Origin of the sequence: Burkholderia multivorans ATCC BAA-247 (genome assembly GCF_000959525.1) — a bacterium.
In the GTDB taxonomy this organism is placed as follows: domain Bacteria; phylum Pseudomonadota; class Gammaproteobacteria; order Burkholderiales; family Burkholderiaceae; genus Burkholderia; species Burkholderia multivorans.
Map to the genome: position 1 here is coordinate 370,802 of NZ_CP009832.1, position 19,529 is coordinate 390,330.

At 66.9% G+C, this 19,529-nt stretch carries 17 protein-coding genes; 4 read left to right on the plus strand and 13 right to left on the minus strand.

The features are described 5' to 3' along the window. Positions 1 to 3 precede the first annotated feature (3 nt). The 3 genes from argC to NP80_RS14155 form a co-directional block, all read right to left on the minus strand. Positions 4 to 954: an N-acetyl-gamma-glutamyl-phosphate reductase gene (argC, locus tag NP80_RS14145; RefSeq protein ID WP_006401315.1), complete on the minus strand. Its 951-nt coding sequence runs from the start codon at positions 952 to 954 to the stop codon at positions 4 to 6. A gap of 194 nt (positions 955 to 1,148) precedes the next feature. After that, complete coding sequence (locus tag NP80_RS14150) at positions 1,149 to 1,739, minus strand: YbhB/YbcL family Raf kinase inhibitor-like protein (RefSeq protein ID WP_006408263.1); 591 nt, start codon at positions 1,737 to 1,739, stop codon at positions 1,149 to 1,151. 225 nt (positions 1,740 to 1,964) lie between these two features. Next, a complete protein-coding gene (locus tag NP80_RS14155) occupies positions 1,965 to 2,651 on the minus strand; it encodes an orotate phosphoribosyltransferase (protein ID WP_006409709.1) in 687 nt (228 codons plus the stop codon). A 457-nt stretch (positions 2,652 to 3,108) separates the two neighbouring features. Here NP80_RS14155 and NP80_RS14160 point away from each other — a divergent pair, with 457 nt between their 5' ends. Further along, on the plus strand, positions 3,109 to 5,379 hold the full coding sequence (locus NP80_RS14160; RefSeq protein WP_006408265.1) for an NADP-dependent malic enzyme: 2,271 nt from the start codon (positions 3,109 to 3,111) through the stop codon (positions 5,377 to 5,379). A gap of 141 nt (positions 5,380 to 5,520) precedes the next feature. Here NP80_RS14160 and NP80_RS14165 read toward each other — a convergent pair whose 3' ends face one another. After that, complete coding sequence (locus tag NP80_RS14165) at positions 5,521 to 9,111, minus strand: indolepyruvate ferredoxin oxidoreductase family protein (protein ID WP_006409712.1); 3,591 nt, start codon at positions 9,109 to 9,111, stop codon at positions 5,521 to 5,523. 319 nt (positions 9,112 to 9,430) lie between these two features. Here NP80_RS14165 and NP80_RS14170 point away from each other — a divergent pair, with 319 nt between their 5' ends. After that, positions 9,431 to 9,625 carry a hypothetical protein gene (locus NP80_RS14170; protein WP_006401308.1) on the plus strand — a complete coding sequence of 65 codons (195 nt, stop codon included), beginning with the start codon at positions 9,431 to 9,433 and terminating at the stop codon, positions 9,623 to 9,625. 126 nt (positions 9,626 to 9,751) lie between these two features. Here the strand turns inward: NP80_RS14170 and hppD are convergent, their stop codons facing one another. Further along, on the minus strand, positions 9,752 to 10,849 hold the full coding sequence (gene hppD, locus NP80_RS14175; RefSeq protein ID WP_006401307.1) for a 4-hydroxyphenylpyruvate dioxygenase: 1,098 nt from the start codon (positions 10,847 to 10,849) through the stop codon (positions 9,752 to 9,754). Between the two features lie 201 nt (positions 10,850 to 11,050). On the opposite strand from hppD, the gene NP80_RS14180 reads away from it, so the two are divergent. Beyond that, the gene (locus NP80_RS14180) at positions 11,051 to 11,575 is read left to right on the plus strand and encodes an Lrp/AsnC family transcriptional regulator (RefSeq protein WP_006401306.1); all 525 of its coding nucleotides are present in this window, start codon (positions 11,051 to 11,053) and stop codon (positions 11,573 to 11,575) included. Positions 11,576 to 11,646: 71 nt separating this feature from the next. Here NP80_RS14180 and NP80_RS14185 read toward each other — a convergent pair whose 3' ends face one another. The 8 genes from NP80_RS14185 to paaA form a co-directional block, all read right to left on the minus strand. Continuing rightward, complete coding sequence (locus NP80_RS14185; protein ID WP_006408711.1) at positions 11,647 to 12,294, minus strand: GNAT family N-acetyltransferase; 648 nt, start codon at positions 12,292 to 12,294, stop codon at positions 11,647 to 11,649. 232 nt (positions 12,295 to 12,526) lie between these two features. Continuing rightward, positions 12,527 to 13,132 (minus strand): TetR/AcrR family transcriptional regulator, encoded by a 606-nt coding sequence (locus tag NP80_RS14190; RefSeq protein ID WP_006401304.1) that lies wholly within the window; start codon positions 13,130 to 13,132, stop codon positions 12,527 to 12,529. 16 nt (positions 13,133 to 13,148) lie between these two features. Further along, entirely contained in the window at positions 13,149 to 13,973 is an 825-nt protein-coding gene (locus NP80_RS14195) for a DUF1835 domain-containing protein (RefSeq protein ID WP_035946445.1), read from the minus strand. 131 nt (positions 13,974 to 14,104) lie between these two features. Continuing rightward, the gene (gene paaE, locus NP80_RS14200; RefSeq protein WP_006408270.1) at positions 14,105 to 15,193 is read right to left on the minus strand and encodes a 1,2-phenylacetyl-CoA epoxidase subunit PaaE; all 1,089 of its coding nucleotides are present in this window, start codon (positions 15,191 to 15,193) and stop codon (positions 14,105 to 14,107) included. A 1-nt stretch (position 15,194) separates the two neighbouring features. Next, entirely contained in the window at positions 15,195 to 15,758 is a 564-nt protein-coding gene (gene paaD / locus NP80_RS14205) for a 1,2-phenylacetyl-CoA epoxidase subunit PaaD (RefSeq protein ID WP_006409704.1), read from the minus strand. Between the two features lie 22 nt (positions 15,759 to 15,780). Continuing rightward, positions 15,781 to 16,584 (minus strand): 1,2-phenylacetyl-CoA epoxidase subunit PaaC, encoded by an 804-nt coding sequence (gene paaC / locus NP80_RS14210; RefSeq protein ID WP_006408272.1) that lies wholly within the window; start codon positions 16,582 to 16,584, stop codon positions 15,781 to 15,783. Positions 16,585 to 16,592: 8 nt separating this feature from the next. Next, positions 16,593 to 16,877 carry a 1,2-phenylacetyl-CoA epoxidase subunit PaaB gene (paaB, locus tag NP80_RS14215; protein WP_006401299.1) on the minus strand — a complete coding sequence of 95 codons (285 nt, stop codon included), beginning with the start codon at positions 16,875 to 16,877 and terminating at the stop codon, positions 16,593 to 16,595. 107 nt (positions 16,878 to 16,984) lie between these two features. Beyond that, positions 16,985 to 17,983, minus strand: coding sequence for a 1,2-phenylacetyl-CoA epoxidase subunit PaaA (gene paaA, locus NP80_RS14220; protein WP_006401298.1), 999 nt, complete (start codon positions 17,981 to 17,983; stop codon positions 16,985 to 16,987). Between the two features lie 189 nt (positions 17,984 to 18,172). On the opposite strand from paaA, the gene NP80_RS14225 reads away from it, so the two are divergent. Next, the gene (locus NP80_RS14225; protein WP_006409713.1) at positions 18,173 to 19,438 is read left to right on the plus strand and encodes an SGNH/GDSL hydrolase family protein; all 1,266 of its coding nucleotides are present in this window, start codon (positions 18,173 to 18,175) and stop codon (positions 19,436 to 19,438) included. The last annotated feature ends 91 nt before the right edge of the window (positions 19,439 to 19,529 follow it).

The window sequence follows — 19,529 nt, forward strand, 5'->3', positions numbered from 1 at the left end:
CGATCAGCGCTTGAGGCCCGTGTCTTCGGCTGCGCCGATGTTGATGTTCATGCACTGGATCGCGGCGCCCGACGCCCCCTTGCCGAGGTTGTCGAGTCGCGCGACGGTCACGAAGCGCTCTTCGTTGCCGAATACGAACAGGTCGACGCGGTTCGTGTCGTTGTTCGCCTGCACGTCGAAGAAGCCGCCGTCGAGGTTCGCATCCGCGTTGAACGGTGCGACGCGCACGAACGGTTCGTCCGCGTAGTACTCGGCGAACACGCGCTGCACGTCCTGCGGCGTCGCGCGCTTCGCGAGCTGCTCGGGCGTGAAGTACGTCGTCACCGCGAGGCCCTTCAGGAACGGGCCGACGATCGGCGTGAAGATCGGCGGGTTCGCGAGGCCCGTATGGGCGGCCATCTCGGGCAGGTGCTTGTGCGTGAGGCCCAGTGCATACGCGCGCGGGCTCGCGAGCTTGCCGCCCGGCGCCGCGTTCTCGTAGTCGGCGATCATCGACTTGCCGCCGCCGCTATAGCCCGTGATCGAATAGCTGTGCGCGGCGAACGTCGGTGCGACGATGCCGGCCTCGACGAGCGGGCGCATCGCGAGCACGAAAGCCGACGCGTGGCAGCCCGGCACCGCGATGCGCTTCGACGTGCGGATCTTCTCGCGCTGGCCGCGCGCGAGTTCCGGCAGCCCGTACGCCCAGTCGGCATGCGTGCGGAATGCGGTGCTCGCGTCGATCAGCGTCGTGGCCGGATTCTCGACGAGCGACGCCGATTCGCGCGACGCGACGTCGGGCAGGCACAGGAACGTGACGTCGGACGCGTTGATCAGGCGGCGGCGTTCGTCGACGTCCTTGCGCTTCGCTTCGTCGATCCGCAGGATTTCGATGTCGTTGCGCGCCGACAGGTATTCGAAGATCTTCAGGCCGGTCGTGCCTTCCTGACCGTCGACAAAAACTTTGGTGCTCATTTCGCTCTCACTGAAACGGGGGCGCCGCGGCCCGAAAACCGACATTTTAAGACGTCATCCGCTGCACCTGCAGCGCACCGGGGAAAAAAAGCGGCCTGCGCGGCGCGCAGGCGCCGTCACCGCCGCGCGGCGCGCCGCCCGAAGCGGCAAGACGCAGTCTAGCGAGCCGACATGACGGAAAGGCATCGGATGCGTCACTGTCCGTAGCGGACGACGAGCCGCGCGGTGCCGATCGTCTCCGTGCCGATTTCGTGCTCGAACATCGGCGCCGGCCGGCCTTGCGCGACGCGCAGGTCGGTCGCCTTCAGCGCATAGACGGTGATCACGTAGCGATGCGGCCTGCCGGGCGGCGGGCACGGGCCGCCGTAGCCGTCGGTGCCGAAGTCGTTGCGCGCCTCGCTCGCCCCGATGCGCCGCAGGAACCCGGACGCGCTCGCGTCGGCCGGCAGGCTCGTGACGGTACGCGGAATGCCGGTCACGGCCCAGTGCCACCAGCCGCGGCCCGGCGCGTCTGGGTCGAACATCGTGACGGCGTAGCCTCGCGTGCCGGGCGGCGGATTGCGCCAGCTCAGCTGCGGCGAACGGTTCTCGCCCTTGCAGTCGCCGCGATCGAACAGGTTCGCGGTGCCGACGCGGCCGCCCGGCGTCAGATCGTCGCTCGATACGGTGAACGGCGCTTGCGCATGCGCGAACGCGCAGGCCAGCATCGCGCAGGCGGCGGTGACGACGAACGCACGCGGACGACCCGATGGCGCAGGCGGAGCGATCCGGCGATCGACACGCATATGGCGCTTCTCCCGTCACGTGGCGCGGGCCGAGCGGCCCGGCATTGTTGGTGTGTGCGTGGCCGGCGCAAGGGCAGGCGGCGACGTATGAAGTCTAGCATTCGGGGTTGGATGCACGAAGCGGATGCCACGCCGTGACGCACGGCACGTACGGACGAAAAAAAACCGCTCGCGATCGCGAGCGGTTCGTGCGTGCGGCGTACCGGCATCGACGCCGGCGCAGCATTACTCCTGGGCGCCCGTCGCGCCGCCGTGCGCGGCTGACCACTCGGCCGGCGCGTGCAGGAATTTCTCGACTTCGTCGAGCGTCTTCGTCTCGAAGTAGCCCGATGCCTTCGCGACGCGCAGCACGTCCCACCAGGTCGCGAGCGCGTGCAGGTCGACGTCGATGTCCTTCAGGACCGACACGCTTTCCTTGAAGATGTTGTAGTGAAACAGCACGAAGCAGTGATTGACCTTCGCGCCGGCCGTGCGCAGCGCGTTCACGAAATTGATCTTGCTGCGGCTGTCGGTCGTCAGATCCTCGACGAGCAGCACGCGCGAGCCTTCTTCCAGATGACCCTCGATCTGCGCGTTGCGGCCGAAACCCTTCGGCTTTTTGCGCACGTACTGCATCGGCAGCATCATCCGGTCGGCGATCCACGCCGCGAACGGGATGCCGGCCGTCTCGCCGCCCGCCACCGAGTCGATCTGCTCGAAGCCGACGTCGCGCATGATCGTCGTTTCCGCCATTTCCATCAGCGCACGACGCACGCGCGGATACGAGATCAGCTTGCGGCAGTCGATATAGACGGGGCTCGCCCAGCCCGACGTGAAGATGAACGGTTTTTCGGCGTTGAAGTGCACCGCCTGCACTTCGAGCAGGATTTTGGCGGTCGTATCCGAGATCGACTGACGATCGTAGCCTGTCATGGGCATTCCTTGGGTGATGAGCGAGGAGCGGGCGCGGGCCCGGTGGCGCAGCAAGGGGAACCCGGCCGGGAGCCGGGCGCGACCGGGAGGCCGATCGCACCGCTGCGCGCGTAGCCCGCAATTTTACCCGATTCAGGGCGGTTTTCGGCGGAATTCGCGCAGGTTCGCCCGACTGCTCGCCACCGGTGAAACAAGCGGGCCGCCCGCGCCGGCGGCTGATGGCGGGCATGCCGTGGCGCAGCAACGCGCGTCATTCTCCGGGGTGTACACTAGGCGACCCTTAGAAATCGTTCCGTACTTTGCATCTGCTTCTTGCCACCCGCCAAGGTTCGAGGGCGTGCCGATCCGGCGCGCCGCGGCCGTCTCGCAGTCGACCATCCCCTCGATTCACGCAGACGCGGCTCAAGGTGCTGTGTACCGGACCGTCAACATTTCGCATGTCTCTCGCAGGTCAATCATGGACGAACAACTGAAGCAGGCCGCTCTCGCCTATCACCAGAACCCGAAACCCGGCAAGATTTCGGTCACGCCGACCAAGCCGCTGTCGAATCAGCTCGACCTCTCGCTCGCGTATTCGCCGGGCGTCGCGGCCGCGTGCGAGGCGATCCACGCCGATCCGCTCGACGCGCAGAAATACACGTCGCGCGGCAACCTCGTCGGCGTCGTGACGAACGGCACGGCCGTGCTCGGGCTCGGCAACATCGGCCCGCTGGCCGCGAAGCCGGTGATGGAAGGCAAGGGCTGCCTGTTCAAGAAGTTCGCCGGCATCGACGTATTCGACATCGAACTCTCGGAATCCGACCCCGACAAGCTCGTCGAAGCGATCGCGATGCTCGAGCCGACGCTCGGCGGCATCAACCTCGAGGACATCAAGGCGCCGGAATGCTTCTACATCGAGCAGAAGCTGCGCGAGCGCATGAAGATTCCCGTCTTCCACGACGACCAGCACGGCACCGCGATCATCGCATCGGCCGCGATCCTGAACGGCCTGAAAGTCGTCGGCAAGAACCTCGCGGACGTGAAGCTCGTGTGCTCGGGCGCCGGCGCCGCGGCGATCGCGTGTCTGGACCTGCTCGTGAACCTCGGGCTCACGAAGTCGAACATCCTCGTGACCGACTCGAAGGGCGTGATCTACGAAGGGCGCGGCAATCTCGATCCGTCGAAGCAGCGCTACGCGGCGACGACCGACGCGCGCACGCTCGCCGACGCGATCGTCGGCGCGGACGTGTTCCTCGGCTGCTCGAGCGCAGGCGTGCTGAAGCAGGACATGGTCAAGGCGATGGCCGACAAGCCGCTGATCCTCGCGCTCGCGAACCCGGAGCCCGAAATCCGCCCGGAAGACGCGAAGGCCGTGCGCCCGGACGCGATCGTCGCGACCGGCCGTTCGGACTACCCGAACCAGGTCAACAACGTGCTGTGCTTCCCGTTCATCTTCCGCGGCGCGCTCGACGTCGGCGCGACGACGATCACGGAAGAGATGAAGCTCGCCTGCGTGCGCGCGATTGCGGAGCTGGCGCAGGAAACCGACCAGAGCGAGGAAGTCGCGAAGGCGTATGAAGGCCATTCGCTCGAATTCGGGCCGGAATACCTGATTCCGAAGCCGTTCGATCCGCGCCTGATCATCAAGATCGCGCCGGCCGTCGCGCAGGCCGCGATGGATTCGGGCGTCGCGACGCGTCCTATTCAGGACATGGACGCGTACCGCGAACAACTGGGCGCAACGGTGTACCGCACGGGCATGGTGATGCGCCCGGTGTTCGCGACCGCGAAGAAGGCCGCGGCACGCATCGTGTTTGCCGAGGGCGAGGACGAGCGCGTGCTGCGCGCCGCGCAGTTCGTGCTGCTCGAGAAGATCGCGAAGCCGATCATCATCGGCCGTCCGTCGGTCGTCGAGATGCGCCTCGCGAAGATCGGCTCGAAGCTGAAGGCGGGCGTCGATTTCGAGATCGTCAATCCGGAAGACGACACGCGCTACCACCGCTACTGGCAGGCGTATCACGAGATCGGCGCGCGCGACGGCGTGACGCCGGAAGTCGCGAAGGCCGCGCTGCGCAAGTTCAACACGCTGATCGGCGCGATGCTGGTGCACCTGGGCGATGCGGACGGGATGATCTGCGGGATGATCGACACGTACCACAGCCACCTGAAGTTCATCGAGCAGGTGCTGGGCCGCGCGAAGGGCGCCGAGCACTTTGCGGCGATGAACCTGCTGATGCTGCCGGGCCGCAACCTGTTCGTCTGCGACACGTACGTGAACGAACTGCCGAGCGCCGAACAGCTCGCCGACATGACGATCCAGGCCGCGGCCGAGATCGAGCGCTTCGGGATCGTGCCGAAGGCCGCGCTGCTGTCGAACTCGAACTTCGGCAGCGCGCCGTCGGCGTCGTCGCGCCGCATGGCCGAGGCCCGCAAGCTGATCGTCGAACGTGCGCCGAACCTCGAGGTCGACGGTGAAATGCACGGCGACGCCGCGCTGTCCGAAGCGGTCCGCAAGGCCGCGTTCCCGGGCACGACGCTGTCGGGCGAAGCGAACCTGCTGATCATGCCGAACGTCGAAGCGGCGAACATCGCGTACAACCTGCTGAAGATGGTCGGCGGCGAAGGCGTGACGGTCGGCCCGTTCCTGCTCGGCGCGGCGAAGCCGGTCCATATCCTGACGCCGGCCGCGACCGTGCGCCGGATCATCAACATGACGGCCGTTGCCGCCGCGAACGTGAACACGAAGTAAGCGTGCGCGTCTGCCGCGCCCGCTGCGCGGCGCAAAGAAAAAGCCACGGAACCTGGCGTTCCGTGGCTTTTTTATCGCGATCGGCCGGTACGGCGAGCGCGGCGGACGTCCGGCGCGCGAACGCCCGCCGCGCGTCGGCGGCTACGCGACCTGCTGACGCGACTGGCCGCCCGTCGGCGAACGCCACTGCGCGAGCAGCGTGTTCCACTTCTGGCGGACGGCGCGCAGGTTGTTGTCCTTCACGTGACCGTAGCCGCGGATGCCGTCCGGCAGCGACGCGAGCTCGACCGCGAGCGGCCGGTTGCCCGCAGTCAGCTTCGCGAGCACCTCGTCGATCAGCGCTTCGTACTCGCCGATCAGCGCGCGCTCGGTGCGGCGTTCTTCGGCGCGGCCGAACGGGTCGAACGCCGTGCCGCGCAGGAACTTCGCCTTCGCGAGCAGCCGGAACGCGGACATCATCCACGGGCCGTACGCCTTCTTCACGAGATGGCCGTGCGCGTCCTTCTTCGCGAACAGCGGCGGCGCGAGATGGAATTTCAGCTTCCAGTCGCCTTCGAACTGCGCGGACAGCCGTGCGAGGAACGCCGGGTCGGACTGCAGCCGCGCGACCTCGTATTCGTCCTTGTACGCCATCAGCTTGAACAGGTTGCGCGCGACCGCTTCGGTCAGCGGCTCCTGCATCGCGTCGCCGTCGGCGAGCGCACGCTCGGCTGCGCGGACCTTGTCGACGAACGCCGCATAGCGTGCCGCGTAGCCGGCGTTCTGATACGCGGTCAGGAACTCGACGCGCTTCGCGATCAGCGCATCGACGGCCTTCTTCGTGTGCAGCGCGATCACCGTCGCGCCCTGGGCGGCGCGCGGTTCGCCGGCCGCGGCCTGCTGCACGCTAGCGAGATCGTGCGCGGCGCGCCGGCCCCACTCGAATGCCGCGCGGTTCTTGTCGACCGACACGCCGTTCAACTCGATCGCGCGCTGCAGCGACGCGAGCGTCAGCGGCAGCCAGCCCTTCTGCCATGCGTAGCCGAGCACGAACGGGTTCGTGTAGATCGCGTCGCCAAGCAGCGCGACCGCGAAGCGGTTCGCATCGACGAAGTCGACCATGTCGCCGGCCGCGGTGCGGATGTCGTGCTCGGCGGACACGCCCGGGAACGCCCAGTTCGGGTTCTTGATGAACTCGGCGGTCGGCGTTTGCGCGCTGTTGACGACCACGCGCGTCGCGCCGTGCCGCATCCGCGACGTGCATTCGTCGCCGGCCGTCACGATCGCGTCGCAGCCGATTACGAGATCGGCTTCGCCCATTGCGATGCGCGTCGCGTGGATGTCGGTCGGCGTGTGCGAGATCTGCACGTGGCTCATTACCGCGCCGCCTTTCTGCGCGAGACCCGTCACGTCGAGCACGGTCACGCCCTTGTTTTCGAGGTGCGCGGCCATCCCGAGCAGCGCGCCGATCGTGACGACGCCCGTGCCGCCGACGCCGGTGACGAGGACGCCGTACGCGCGATCGATCGCCGGCAGCGCCGGCTCGGGTATCGGCGGCAGCGCGCTGCCGTCGACGGCGACGGCCTTCGGCTTCTTCAGCTGGCCGCCTTCGACCGTGACGAAGCTCGGGCAGAAGCCCTTCACGCACGAGAAGTCCTTGTTGCAGCTCGACTGGTTGATCTGGCGCTTCGTGCCGAATTCGGTTTCGAGCGGCTCGACCGACAGGCAGTTCGACTGCACCGAGCAGTCGCCGCAGCCTTCGCACACCGCGTCGTTGATCACGACGCGCTTGGCCGGATCCGGATACGCGCCGCGCTTGCGGCGGCGGCGCTTTTCGGTCGCGCAGGTCTGGTCGTAGATCAGGATCGTCGTGCCTTCGATCTCGCGCAGCTCGCGCTGCACGTCGTCGAGCTGGTCGCGGTGATGGATCGTCACGCCCGGCGCGAGCAGCGCCTTCTGGCTGTCGTACTTCTCGGGCTCGTCGGTGACGATCACGATCTTCTTCGCGCCTTCGGACGCGAGCTGGTGCGTGATCTGCGGCACGGTCAGCACGCCGTCGACCGGCTGGCCGCCCGTCATCGCGACGGCGTCGTTATACAGGATCTTGTACGTGATGTTCGCCTTCGACGAGATCGCCGCGCGGATCGCGAGCAGGCCCGAGTGGAAATAGGTGCCGTCGCCGAGGTTCGCGAACACGTGCTTTTCGTCGGTGAACGGCGCCTGGCCGATCCACGGCACGCCTTCGCCGCCCATCTGGCTGAAGGTGCTCGTGTTGCGGTCCATCCAGACGGTCATGTAGTGGCAGCCGATGCCGGCGATCGCGCGCGAGCCTTCCGGCACGTTGGTCGACGTGTTGTGCGGGCAGCCCGAGCAGAACCACGGCTTGCGCTCGGTCTGCACGTGCGGCTTCGCGAGCGCCATTTCCTTCGCGTTGATCACCGCGATGCGCGCGGCGATCCGCGCACGCACGTCGGACGGCAGCTCGAACTTCTCGAGGCGCGTCGCGATCGCCTTCGCGATGATCGCGGGCGACAGCTCGTAGTGCGCGGGCAGCAGCCAGTTGCCCATCGGCACCGACCATTCGCCGCCGGCGCCGTCCTTTTCGTCGAACTTGCCGTACACGCGCGGGCGCTGCGCGTCCGGCCAGTTGTACAGCTCTTCCTTGATCGCGTACTCGAGGATCTGGCGCTTTTCCTCGACGACCAGAATTTCGTCGAGGCCGCGCGCGAACGCCTGCGCGCCCTGTGCTTCGAGCGGCCAGACGCAGCCGACCTTGTAGAGCCGGATGCCGATCCGCGCGCAGGTTTCGTCGTCGAGGCCGAGGTCGGTCAGCGCCTGGCGCACGTCCAGATACGCCTTGCCGCCCGTCATGATGCCGAAGCGCGCGTGCGGCGAATCGATCTCGATGCGGTCGAGCTTGTTCGCGCGCACGTAGGCGAGCGCCGCGTACCACTTGTAGTCGAGCAGCCGCGCTTCCTGCACGAGCGGCGGGTCCGGCCAGCGGATGTTGAGCCCGCCTTCCGGCATGACGAAGTCGGTCGGCAGCAGGATTTCGGTGCGGTGCGGGTCGATGTCGACCGACGCCGACGATTCGACGACGTCCGTCACGCATTTCAGCGCGACCCAGAGCCCCGAGTAGCGGCTCATCGCCCAGCCGTGCAGCCCGAAGTCCAGATATTCCTGTACGTTCGACGGGAACAGCACCGGCAGCCCGCAGGCCTTGAAGATGTGCTCGGACTGATGCGCGAGCGTCGAGGATTTCGCCGCATGGTCGTCGCCGGCGAGCACCAGCACACCGCCGTGCTTCGACGAGCCGGCCGAGTTCGCGTGCTTGAACACGTCGCCGGTGCGGTCGACGCCCGGGCCCTTGCCGTACCACATGCCGAACACGCCGTCGTACTTCGCGCCGGGATACAGGTTGACCTGCTGCGAGCCCCACACGGCGGTCGCGGCGAGATCTTCGTTGAGGCCGGGCTGGAAAACGATCTGATGGGCGGCCAGATGCTGCTTGGCCTTCCAGAGCGACAGGTCGAGGCCGCCGAGCGGCGAGCCGCGATAGCCGGAGATGAAGCCGGCCGTATTGAGGCCGGCGGCGCGGTCGCGTTCCTGCTGGAGCATCGGCAGGCGCACGAGCGCCTGGATGCCGCTCATGTAAGCGCGGCCGCGCTCGAGCGTGTATTTGTCGTCAAGCGTGACGGACTTTAGCGCGGCTTCGAGCGACGCGCGTTGGCCTGCGTCTAGCGGGGCATTCATTAACAGTCTCCTCCACCCAGTTTGGGATCACCAAAACTTCGAGTGCGTCGGCGTCTTGTGAACGCGTCGGCAGTGGCCGGCATATTGGCCGGTTTTAAGTGATGGTAGCACTGGGATAAACCCGCCGCCCATCCGCGATACTGCCGCACTGCATCAACGGGCGAGGGCCGGCGCACCCGTTACAGCATGTAAAAGCATGTAAAGCTGGCCCCATCTTCGCGCAAACGCCGTTAATCTTGTCGGCCTGCCGGAGGTGCCCGGTCGCGTCGACACGCTGTCGAGGCACGGGGAGGCGCCGGCAGTCTTAAAAGGAGGTGCAATGAACACGCGTCATATCCAGAGTTTCCTGATCGTGTCGGCCGCATTTTTCGCGATGACCGGCCCGGTGCGCGCGCAAGGCGCGAGCGCACTGGCGGCAGCCGGCGCGCAGATGCGTCAGACCGCGTCGGCGCAGAACGCCGATGCGCAGCCGGCCGTCGCGCGCGCCGCGGCGTCGAAGGCGAGCGTGCGTTGATGCGATCGCGCGGCAGCGCGCCGCGCCGAAAACGAACAAAGGGCGGGAATCGTGCGATTCCCGCCCTTTTTGTTTGTGCGGCCGGGCCGGACGGCGGCGTGCGGCCGCGCGCACGGGCCCGTTCCGTCAGGCCTTGTCCTGCACGACGCCGCGGCGGATCTGATCGAGCTCGATCGATTCGAACAGCGCCTTGAAGTTGCCTTCGCCGAAGCCCTGATTGCCCTTGCGCTGGATGATCTCGAAGAAGATCGGCCCGATCTGGTTTTCGGTGAAGATCTGCAGCAGCAGATCGTCGCGTGCGCCGTCGATCAGGATCTTGCGCTTCTTCAGCTCTTCCAGCGATTCGCCGTGGTTCGGCACGCGGCGATCGACCAGTTCGTAATAGGTGTCGATCGTGTCGAGCAGTTTCACTTCCTTGCTGCGCAGGCCGTCGACGGCCCCATAGATGTCGTTGGTGCCGAGCGCGATATGCTGAATGCCTTCGCCGTGGTACGCGTCGAGGTATTCCTGGATCTGGCCGGCCGTGTCCGAGCCTTCCTCGTTGATCGGGATGCGGATCTTGCCGCACGGCGACGTCATCGCCTTCGACTTCACGCCCGTCACCTTGCCTTCGATGTCGAAGTAGCGCACTTCGCGGAAGTTGAACAGGCGTTCGTAGAACTCTGCCCATTCCTGCATGCGGCCGCGATGCACGTTGTGCGTCAGGTGGTCGATGTACGTGAGTCCGTGGCCGACCGGGTTCGGCTCCGCGCCGGGGATCGGCTCGAAGTCGACGTCGTAGATGCTGATGTCGCCGATCGCGCCCGGCTGCGCGCCGTTCTTGCCGCGCCAGCGGTCGACGAAGTAGATCAGCGAATCGCCGATGCCCTTGATCGCCGGGATGTTCAGCTCCATCGGGCCGGTCTTGTTGTCGAAGCCCCATGCGCCGAGTTCGAGCGCGCGCTTGTACGCCTTCGCGGCGTCCTGCACGCGAAACGCGATCGCGCAGATCGACGGGCCGTGCAGCCGCGCGAAGCGCTGCGCGAACGAGTCGGGCTCGGCGTTGATGATGAAGTTGATGTCGCCCTGGCGGTAGACCGTCACGTCCTTGTGGCGGTGACGCGCGATCGCGGTGAAGCCCATCCGTTCGAACAGTTGTCCGAGCGCCTTCGGGTCCGGTGCCGTGTATTCGATGAATTCGAAGCCGTCGGTGCCGACGGGGTTGTCCCAGGTGGGGATCTGCATGCGTGTCTCCTGAGTCGGCCGCGGCGATGCGGAGCGCCGTCGGTCCTGTGTCGAGGGTGGTGCGCGCCGACGGCGCGCGAAACGATCGAGTACGTGCGACAAAGTGTAGCGGGCCGCGTGGAGCGTAAACTTGCGAACTTGGTCGCGCGATCCTACGATGGCGCAATTTCCAGTCTCGAAACGACTTTCGGAGGGCAGAAGATGGCGCAGGTCGAATTGGACGCGATCGACCGGCGGATCCTCGCGATTCTTCAGGAGAACGGGCGCCTGTCGAACCAGGAGATCGCCGAACGCGTGAACCTGTCGCCGAGCCCGTGTCTGCGGCGAATCCGCCGCCTCGAGGAGATCGGCGTGATCACGGGCTACGTCGCGCTGCTCGACCCGCAGAAGCTCGGGCTCGATCTGCTCGCGTACGTGAGCGTGCGGCTCGAGAAGCGCGGCGGCGTCGTGCCGGTGCGCGCGGACGAAACGGCGGCGCGCGCGGGCGCGACGCACGCGGAGCTGTTCCGCGCGGCCGTGCAGGCCTGGCCGGAAGTCGTCGCGTGCCACGCGATGACGGGCGATATGGATTATCTGCTGCGCGTGCAGGTGGAGGACATGGCGCATTTCTCCCGCTTCGTGCAGGAGCAGTTGCTGCACCATCCGTCGGTGATCGACGTGAAAACGAGCTTTTCGCTCGAATGCTTCAAGGAGACGACGGCGCTGCCGATCCGGTCGATGCGCTAGCGCCGATGGGAAGGCGGGTGGGAAGCGAGAACCGCCGGGCGCAAGCGACGCGCCGCGGCGGCGTACCGGCGTTACGCGCTGAGCGCAGCGGGCATCAGCGACTCGATGAACTTCGACGCCCGGTGCGCCTGGCGCTTCATCGCATAGTCGAACACGGCCGCCTGTTCCTGCAGCATCTCGGCGAGGATCGTCGAGTGGTCGGCCGGCGGCAGCGACAGATACGCGTCGGCTTCGCCGTACGCATGCTCGATGCGCATCCCGGACTTCTTGGCGATGTGCATCATCGTCGCGTTGCGCGACAGGCAGTGCATGTAGAGCGTCGTCACGCGCGTGTTGCGGCTGCGGATCGCCGCGCGCTCGAACAGCTTCGTGCCGACGCCGCGGCCGCGCGCGCGTTCGAGCACCGACACGCCGAATTCGGCCGTTCGCTTGTCGCCGTCGGCCGGCAGATAGGCGAGGTGACCGACGCCGATCAGCTCGAGATCATGGTCGAACACGCCGAACACGGTATCGCGGCCGAAGTCGATCGTGCGCACGTAGTTTTCGATCACGTGGTCGGGCACCATCTGGCCGAAGCGCAGCAGGCGGTCGTCCTCGTTCAGCGACAGAAAATGGGTGAGCATCTGCTCACGGTCTTTGGAAGCCAGTTCCCTGACGAGAACCGGCGCATTACCGGCGGTGCCGACGACATCGGCCGAGCCGTGGAATTGCGTGTTCATCGTGGGTTCCTCAATGGTGACCGTACAGCGGGTTGTGCAATGCAGCAGCATTTTACCCGAGTGTTTGGGTCAGGATTGGGGAAAACCCGTATATTCTGTCGAGGGTGAATTCTAAATGCACTTAGTTCATAACATAAGCCACTGATTTTAAACGCATTAAAAATTCATCATATGAAATGCCGAGAGGGCGGTGTGGCTGTGCACACCGCGCAACGGATGCTGCCCTGCGACATCACGCGGCCGACGACAGCCCGCGCTCGATCATGTCGATCACCTGTTCGGCGAAGTCGCGGTAGCCGAGGCGGCCGCCCGGCTTCAGCCACGTGAACGTCCAGTTGATCATCCCGAACACCATCATCGTCACCGACGTCTGGTTTTCCTTCGAGATGCGATCAGGATAGGCGCGCGCGAGCTGCCGCGCGAAGGCTGCGACGATGTCGCGCTGGCGGTCGAGCACGATTTCGCGCTGTGCATCCTCGAGATACTTAACGTCGTTGAGCAGCGCGACGTGCCGGCTGTGCGACGTCTCGTATTCGGCGAGGAATGCGCGCACCAGCTCGGCGAACGCCTCGCGCTCGCTGAGCCCGCGCCGCTGACTCGTCCCTTCGACTTCCGCGATGATCAGCATCAGCCGCTTCGTGTAGCGGTCGAGCAGGTCGAACAGGATCGCTTCCTTGCTCTCGTAATAGTGATAGAGGCGTGCCTTCGACGTGCCGCTCGCGGTCGCGAGATCGGACATCGACGTGCTCGGATAGCTCGTCTGCGCGAACTTTTCGGCGGCGAGATCGAGGATCTGCTCGCGCTGGGATTCGTGGTCGGGCGCTCGGGTACGGGCCATGGTCGAATGCGGAAGATTAGCGGGATGCGTTTACCGCGCGGGCGGCGCGCACGTGCGTGAAGGAGAGGGCGGCGGGCGCATCGTCCCGCAGCTCGAGCCGGCCGGCCGCGGCCAGTTCGCGGCAGCGCCACCACGCGACGGCGTCGCTGACGAACAGTCCGCCGCGATCGGCCTCGGCCATGATGCGGCCGACGAGCTGCCGCGCCGGCTGCCAGTCGGTGCTCGCGCGCGCGACGATCAGCGCGTCGAGGTCCGCATAGTGGCCGCTCTTGATCGTGTTGCTGATCCAGTAGCGCAGCTCGGCGTTCAGGTGTTTGGCCTCCTGCCATTCGAGCGCGAGCCGGCCGATCCGCAAGACCGAGATCGGCGCGGCGGCAGGCCGCCGCTTGCCGAGCTGCGCCGGCGAGAACATGCCCGTCGAACAGGCGTGGTCCGCGCGTGCGAGTGCGGCGCGCTGCGTCGCGTCGAGGTCGGCGGCAGACAGCCGCACTTCGTTCAGCCGTTGCGGGACACTGCGCAGGTGATAGGCGACGCGGCGCAGCAGCAGCTTGTCGCCGACGCATGGCGCGTGCCACACGACGACCTGGCCGGTGTCCGTGGCCAGCTGGTCGAGTCGCGCGAATTCGCCTTCGATCTCCGCTTTCCAGTCGGGGATCTGGTCGCCGAGCACACGTTGCCAGAACGCGGCGCGCACGTCCGGCGTCTCGTCGGCACCCTTCAACGGGCCGACGCCGAGGTCGTCGAGCAACCCGACGACGCGCTCGTCGCGTCCGGCTGCCGCGAGCGCTTCGCGCAGCGACGCGGCGGCGGTGCCGCCCTGAATCACGTGAATGGTACTCATCGGCCTGTCGTCAACAAAAGAAAACCGCCGGCCGGGCGGACGCTGCAAGCTGTCCGACCGGCCGGCGGCCCCTAGTGTAAGCGAGATGTGTGACGACGAGAAACCGGCGCCGCGTCTCGACGCGCAGCCGATCAACGCTCGTCGAAGCTCACCACGATCCTGTCGCTGACCGGATGGCACTGGCACGTCAGCACGAAGCCGTCGTTCACCTCGTGCTCCTCGAGCGTGTAGTTCTTCTCCATCCGTACTTCGCCTTCGAGCACCTTCGCGCGGCACGTGCAGCACACGCCGCCCTTGCACGCATACGGCAGCGCGAGGCCGGCGCGCAGGCCGACGTCGAGCAGGCTCACGCCTTCGTATGGCAGACGCAGCTTGCGCTTCTTGCCGTCGAGCACGATCTCGAGATCGGCGGCCGGCGTCTGTTCGGTGATCTCGACGACCGGCACGCCCGCCTGCGGCAGCGGCGTGCCGAAGCGCTCGACGTGCACCTTCGCGGGCGGCACGCCGGCCGCCTTCAGCGCGGCTTCGGCCGCATCCATCATCGGCGCCGGGCCGCAGATGAACGCTTCGTCGATCGAATCGGCCGGCACCAGCGTGTCGAGGAACGCCGCGCACTTCGCCTGGTCGAGCACGCCGTTGAACAGCTCGACGTCCTGCAGATCGTCGGACAGCACGTGATAGAGGACGAAGCGGTTCATGTAGCGGTTCTTCAGATCCTCGAGCTCTTCCGCGAACATGATCGCGTCGACGCTACGGTTGCCGTAGATCAGCGTGAACGTGCTGCGCGGCTCGAGTTCGAGCGTCGTTTTCACGATCGCGAGCACCGGCGTGATGCCCGAGCCGCCCGAGAACGCGACGTACTGCTTGCCATGATCGGCGTTCAGATGCGTGAAGAAGCGGCCGTCCGGCGTCATCACGTCGATCGTGTGGCCGGGCTTCAGCGTGTCGAACGCGAAGTTCGAGAAGCGGCCGCCGCGCACGCGCTTGATGCCGATGCGCAGCTCGCCGTCGCGATCGTAGTCGGTCGTGCCCACGCAGATCGAATACGAGCGGCGCGTCTCCTCGCCGTCGATATGCGTCTTCAGCGTGACGAACTGGCCCTGCGTGAAGCGGTATGCGTCGCGCAGCTCCGGCGGCACCTCGAAGGAGACGGTCACGGCGTCGGCGGTCTCGGGCCGCACGTCGCGGATACGTAGCGGATGAAATTGCGGGGTCGCCATATCAGTAAGGTTTGAAGTAGTCGAAGGGTTCGCGGCAGTCGACGCAGCGGTACAGCGCCTTGCAGGCCGTCGACGCGAACTGCGCGAGACGCTCGGTGTTCGCGGAACCGCAGCGCGGGCAAACCGGCGCCGCGACCGGCCGCGGCACGAAGCGCACGACGTTTTCGCGCGGCGCGGCGCTGCCGCACTGGCCGACGGGCGGCGCGATGCCGTAGGCGCGCAGCTTCTCGCGCGCGTCCTGCGTGATCCAGTCGGTCGTCCACGCGGGCGCGAGCACCGTCTCGATCCGGTGCGGCGGCAGGCCGGCGCCCTGCAGCGCGGCCGCGATGTCTTCGGCGATCTGCGACATCGCCGGGCAGCCCGAGTAGGTCGGCGTGATCACGACTTCGAGCGTGCCGTCGGCGGCGCGGCGCACGTCGCGCAGGATGCCGAGCTCGCGGATCGACACGACCGGAATCTCCGGATCGGGTACGGCTTCGAGCACGTCCCACGCGCGCGCGAGCAGCGGATCGGCGTGGTGCGCGCCGGGCGCGCCGTGCGTGGGGGCGGCGGTCTCGATGGACATGCGTCGGCTCCGTCGTCGCGGGTTACCAGGTCGCGCCCGGATGCTGGCGCGCAAGGCTCTGCATTTCGGCGAGCAGGTAACCCATATGTTCCGAGTGTTCGCCCTGCTTGCCGGTCGGCACGTGCTGCACGGGCGCGGGCAGCGCGAGCGTCGCTTCCGCCAGTGCCGCTTCGACGTCGGCGCGCCACGCGGGTTCGAGCGACGCCGGCGCGGGCCCGACGCCCTGCGCGGCGACCGCCGCGTCGATCGCGTCGGCCGCGAAGAATTCACGCGTGTACGGCATCAGGTACTCGAGCGCGGCCTGTGCGCGGCGATGCGATTCGTCGGTGCCGTCGCCGAAGCGCACGAGCCATTCGCGCGCGTGCTGCACGTGATAGCGCGTTTCCTTCACCGACTTCGCGGCGATCGCGGCGAGCTGCGCGTCGGTCGACGTTTCGAGCGCGCTCCATACGTGCAGCATCAGCGTCGCGTAGAGGAAATTGCGTACGATCGTCACCGCGTAGTCCTTGTCGGCGTGCGCGGTGCCGGCGAGCGGTCCGTAGTGCGGCAGCTCGGCCAGCGTGAAGTTCGCGAACTCGCGTTCGGTGCGGAAGTAGGCGTAGTCGTCCTCGGTTTTCGTCGCGCCGTTCAGCTGGCGTTCGAGTTCGGCCGCGTGCGTGTACAGCATGCGCGCCTGGCCGATCAGGTCGAGGCTCATGTTGGTGAGCGCGATGTCTTCCTCGAGGACCGGGCCGTGACCGCACCACTCGGCGTTGCGCTGACCGAGGATCAGCGCGTTGTCCGCGAGGCGCAGCACGTAGGAAAGGTGTTCGGGCGTGATCGTCATGGCGCGCGTTACATATGGTTGACTTCGTCGGGCAGCGTGTAGAACGTCGGATGGCGATAGATCTTGTCGCCGGCCGGTTCGAACATTTCGGCCTTCTCGTTCGGATCCGATGCGGTGATCGCCGACGACGGCACCACCCAGATGCTCACGCCTTCCTGGCGGCGCGTGTAGACGTCGCGCGCCATGCGCAGCGCCATCGTCGCGTCGGCCGCGTGCAGGCTGCCGCAGTGCTTGTGGTCGAGGCCCTGCTTGCTGCGCACGAACACTTCCCAGATCGGCCATTCCTTGTTCATCTTTCTCTCCTGTGGGCCGGCTTCGCGCGCGCGGCGCGAGCCGGTCCGATGCAATGCTGTGTTGAATTCGATCGGCGGCCGGCACGCACGGTGCCGGCGCGTGCCGCTTATGCCGCGTGCTGTTCGGCGCGCGCGCGGCGTTTCGCTTCGTACGCGAGCGCGGCTTCGCGGACCCACGCGCCGTCTTCGTGCGCCTTCACGCGCGTTGCGAGGCGTTCCTTGTTGCACGGGCCGTCGCCGTTGACGACGCGCCAGAATTCGTCCCAGTCGATCGCGCCATAGTCGTAGTGGCCGCGCGCCTCGTTCCATTTCAGGTCCGGGTCGGGCAGCGTGACGCCGAGCACCTTCGCCTGCTCGACCGTCGCGTCGACGAACTTCTGCCGCAGATCGTCATTCGAGATCCGCTTGATGCCCCATTTCGCGGACTGATGGCTGTGGACCGAATCGGCGTCGCTCGGGCCGAACATCATCAGCACCGGCCACCACCACCGGTTCACGGCCTGCTGGACCATTGCGCGCTGCGCGTCGGTGCCCTTCATCATCGTCAGCAGGGCATCGAAGCCCTGGCGCTGATGGAACGACTCCTCCTTGCAGACGCGGATCATCGCGCGCGCATACGGGCCGTACGTGCAGCGGCACAGCGGCACCTGGTTCATGATCGCGGCGCCGTCGACGAGCCAGCCGATCACGCCGACGTCGGCCCAGGTCGGCGTCGGGTAGTTGAAGATGCTCGAATATTTGGCCTTGCCCGCATGCAGCGCGTCGATCAGCGACTCGCGCGAGACGCCGAGCGTTTCGACCGCGCTATACAGATAGAGGCCGTGGCCCGCTTCATCCTGCACCTTGGCAAGCAGGATCGCCTTGCGCTTCAGGCTCGGCGCGCGCGTGATCCAGTTGCCTTCCGGCAGCATGCCGACTACTTCCGAGTGCGCATGCTGCGAGATCTGGCGGATCAGCGTCTTCCGATAGGCGTCCGGCATCCAGTCCTGCGGTTCGATCTTGCCGTCCGCGGCCATCACCGCGTCGAACCGCGCCTGCTCGGGCGACTCGGCTGCGGCGTCGAGCGGCGCGACGTTGCCGGGAATGTCGAGGGATTGCGTGTACATGGCGAGCGCTCTCGTCCGGTTGAATGTGTGCGAAGTATAAACCAACCGACCGGTCGGTTAATAAATTTGTTGTGGAAATTCGGCGAGGTGCGGGTAAACCACGGGCGTCAGGGTGCGATCGCATGGCGGCGCGCGATCGGTCGCGCTTCTTCTGCGGCACAATGCCCGCTTTCCGATGAGGATTTGCCGATGTCATTCCGAAGCAGTCTGGCGGCGACCGTGCTGGGTGCCTCCGTTCTTCTTTCGCCGTTCGCCGTCTGCGCGGCGCCCGCCGGCTGGGTGGCCGCGTGGGCGACCGCGCTGCAGCCGATTCCCGAGCTGGCCTCGCCGCCGCCGTTGTACCGAGCACCGGACGTCGCGGGGCGGACCGTCCGCCAGATCGTCTATCCGACTGCATCGGGCCGCGCGGCGCGTATTCGCGTGAGCAACGCGTATGGCCATGCACCGCTGGTGATCGAGGCGGCGAGCCTCGGCCGTGCCGGCGAAGGCGCGGCGCTCGCGGACGGTGCGGCCGCGCCGGTGCGGTTCGGCGGCAAGGCCTCGGTGACGCTCGCGCCGGGGCAGGAGCTCGACAGCGATCCGCTCGCGCTGGACGTCGTGGCCGGTCGGCCCTATGCGATCAGCTTCTATATGGGACCGAAGCAGCGGATGACGGTTTGGCACCGCGTGTCGAACCAACTGAATTACGTGTCCGGTCCAGGCGACCATGTGAACGATGCCGGCGCCGCGGCGTTTCGCACGCGGTTTACGCAGTACGCGTGGGTGACGGAGCTGGCGGTTGAGGCGGGCGGTGCGCATGCGAGCGTCGCGGCGATCGGTGATTCGATTACCGACGGCTTGCGGTCGAGCCTGAATCGGAACCGCCGTTGGCCGGACGCGTTCACGCGCCGGCTGGCGGACACCGGTACGACGTCGGTCGGCGTCGTGAACCTCGGGATCAGCGGCAACCGGCTGCTCAGCGATTCGCCATGCTACGGCGTGGCGCTGGCGTCGCGATTCGAGCGCGATGCGCTGTCGCGCGCCGGCGTGAAGGCGGCAATCGTGCTGATCGGGATCAACGACATCAATTTCGCGGCGATGCCGCCGCGCGCGGGGCTCGATTGCGACGATCCGCACACGCAGGTCACGGCCGCGGCGCTGGTCGACGGCTATCGCGGATTGATCGACGCGGCGCATCGGCGCGGCGTAAAGGTGTTCGGCGCGACGTTGACGCCCGCCGACTTGCCGCCGGCGCGCGAGGCGATCCGTTTGGAGGTAAACCGATGGATCCGGAGCGGCGGCGCGTTCGATGGCGTCGTCGACTTCGACGCGGCGTTGCGCGACCCGGCGCGTCCGAGCGTGCTGCAGCACCGGTACGACAGCGGCGACGGGATTCATCCGAGCGACGCCGGCTACGCGGCGATGGCCGAGGCGGTGCCGCTGGAGCGGTTGAAGGCGATTGCGGCTGGCGAGTAGCGCGCTCCTGTATATATGGGACACGAGGCGGCGCAATGCCGACCAGACTCGGTGCCGAATCTTAAGCTCGAGCGAGCGTCCGGAGGACGCG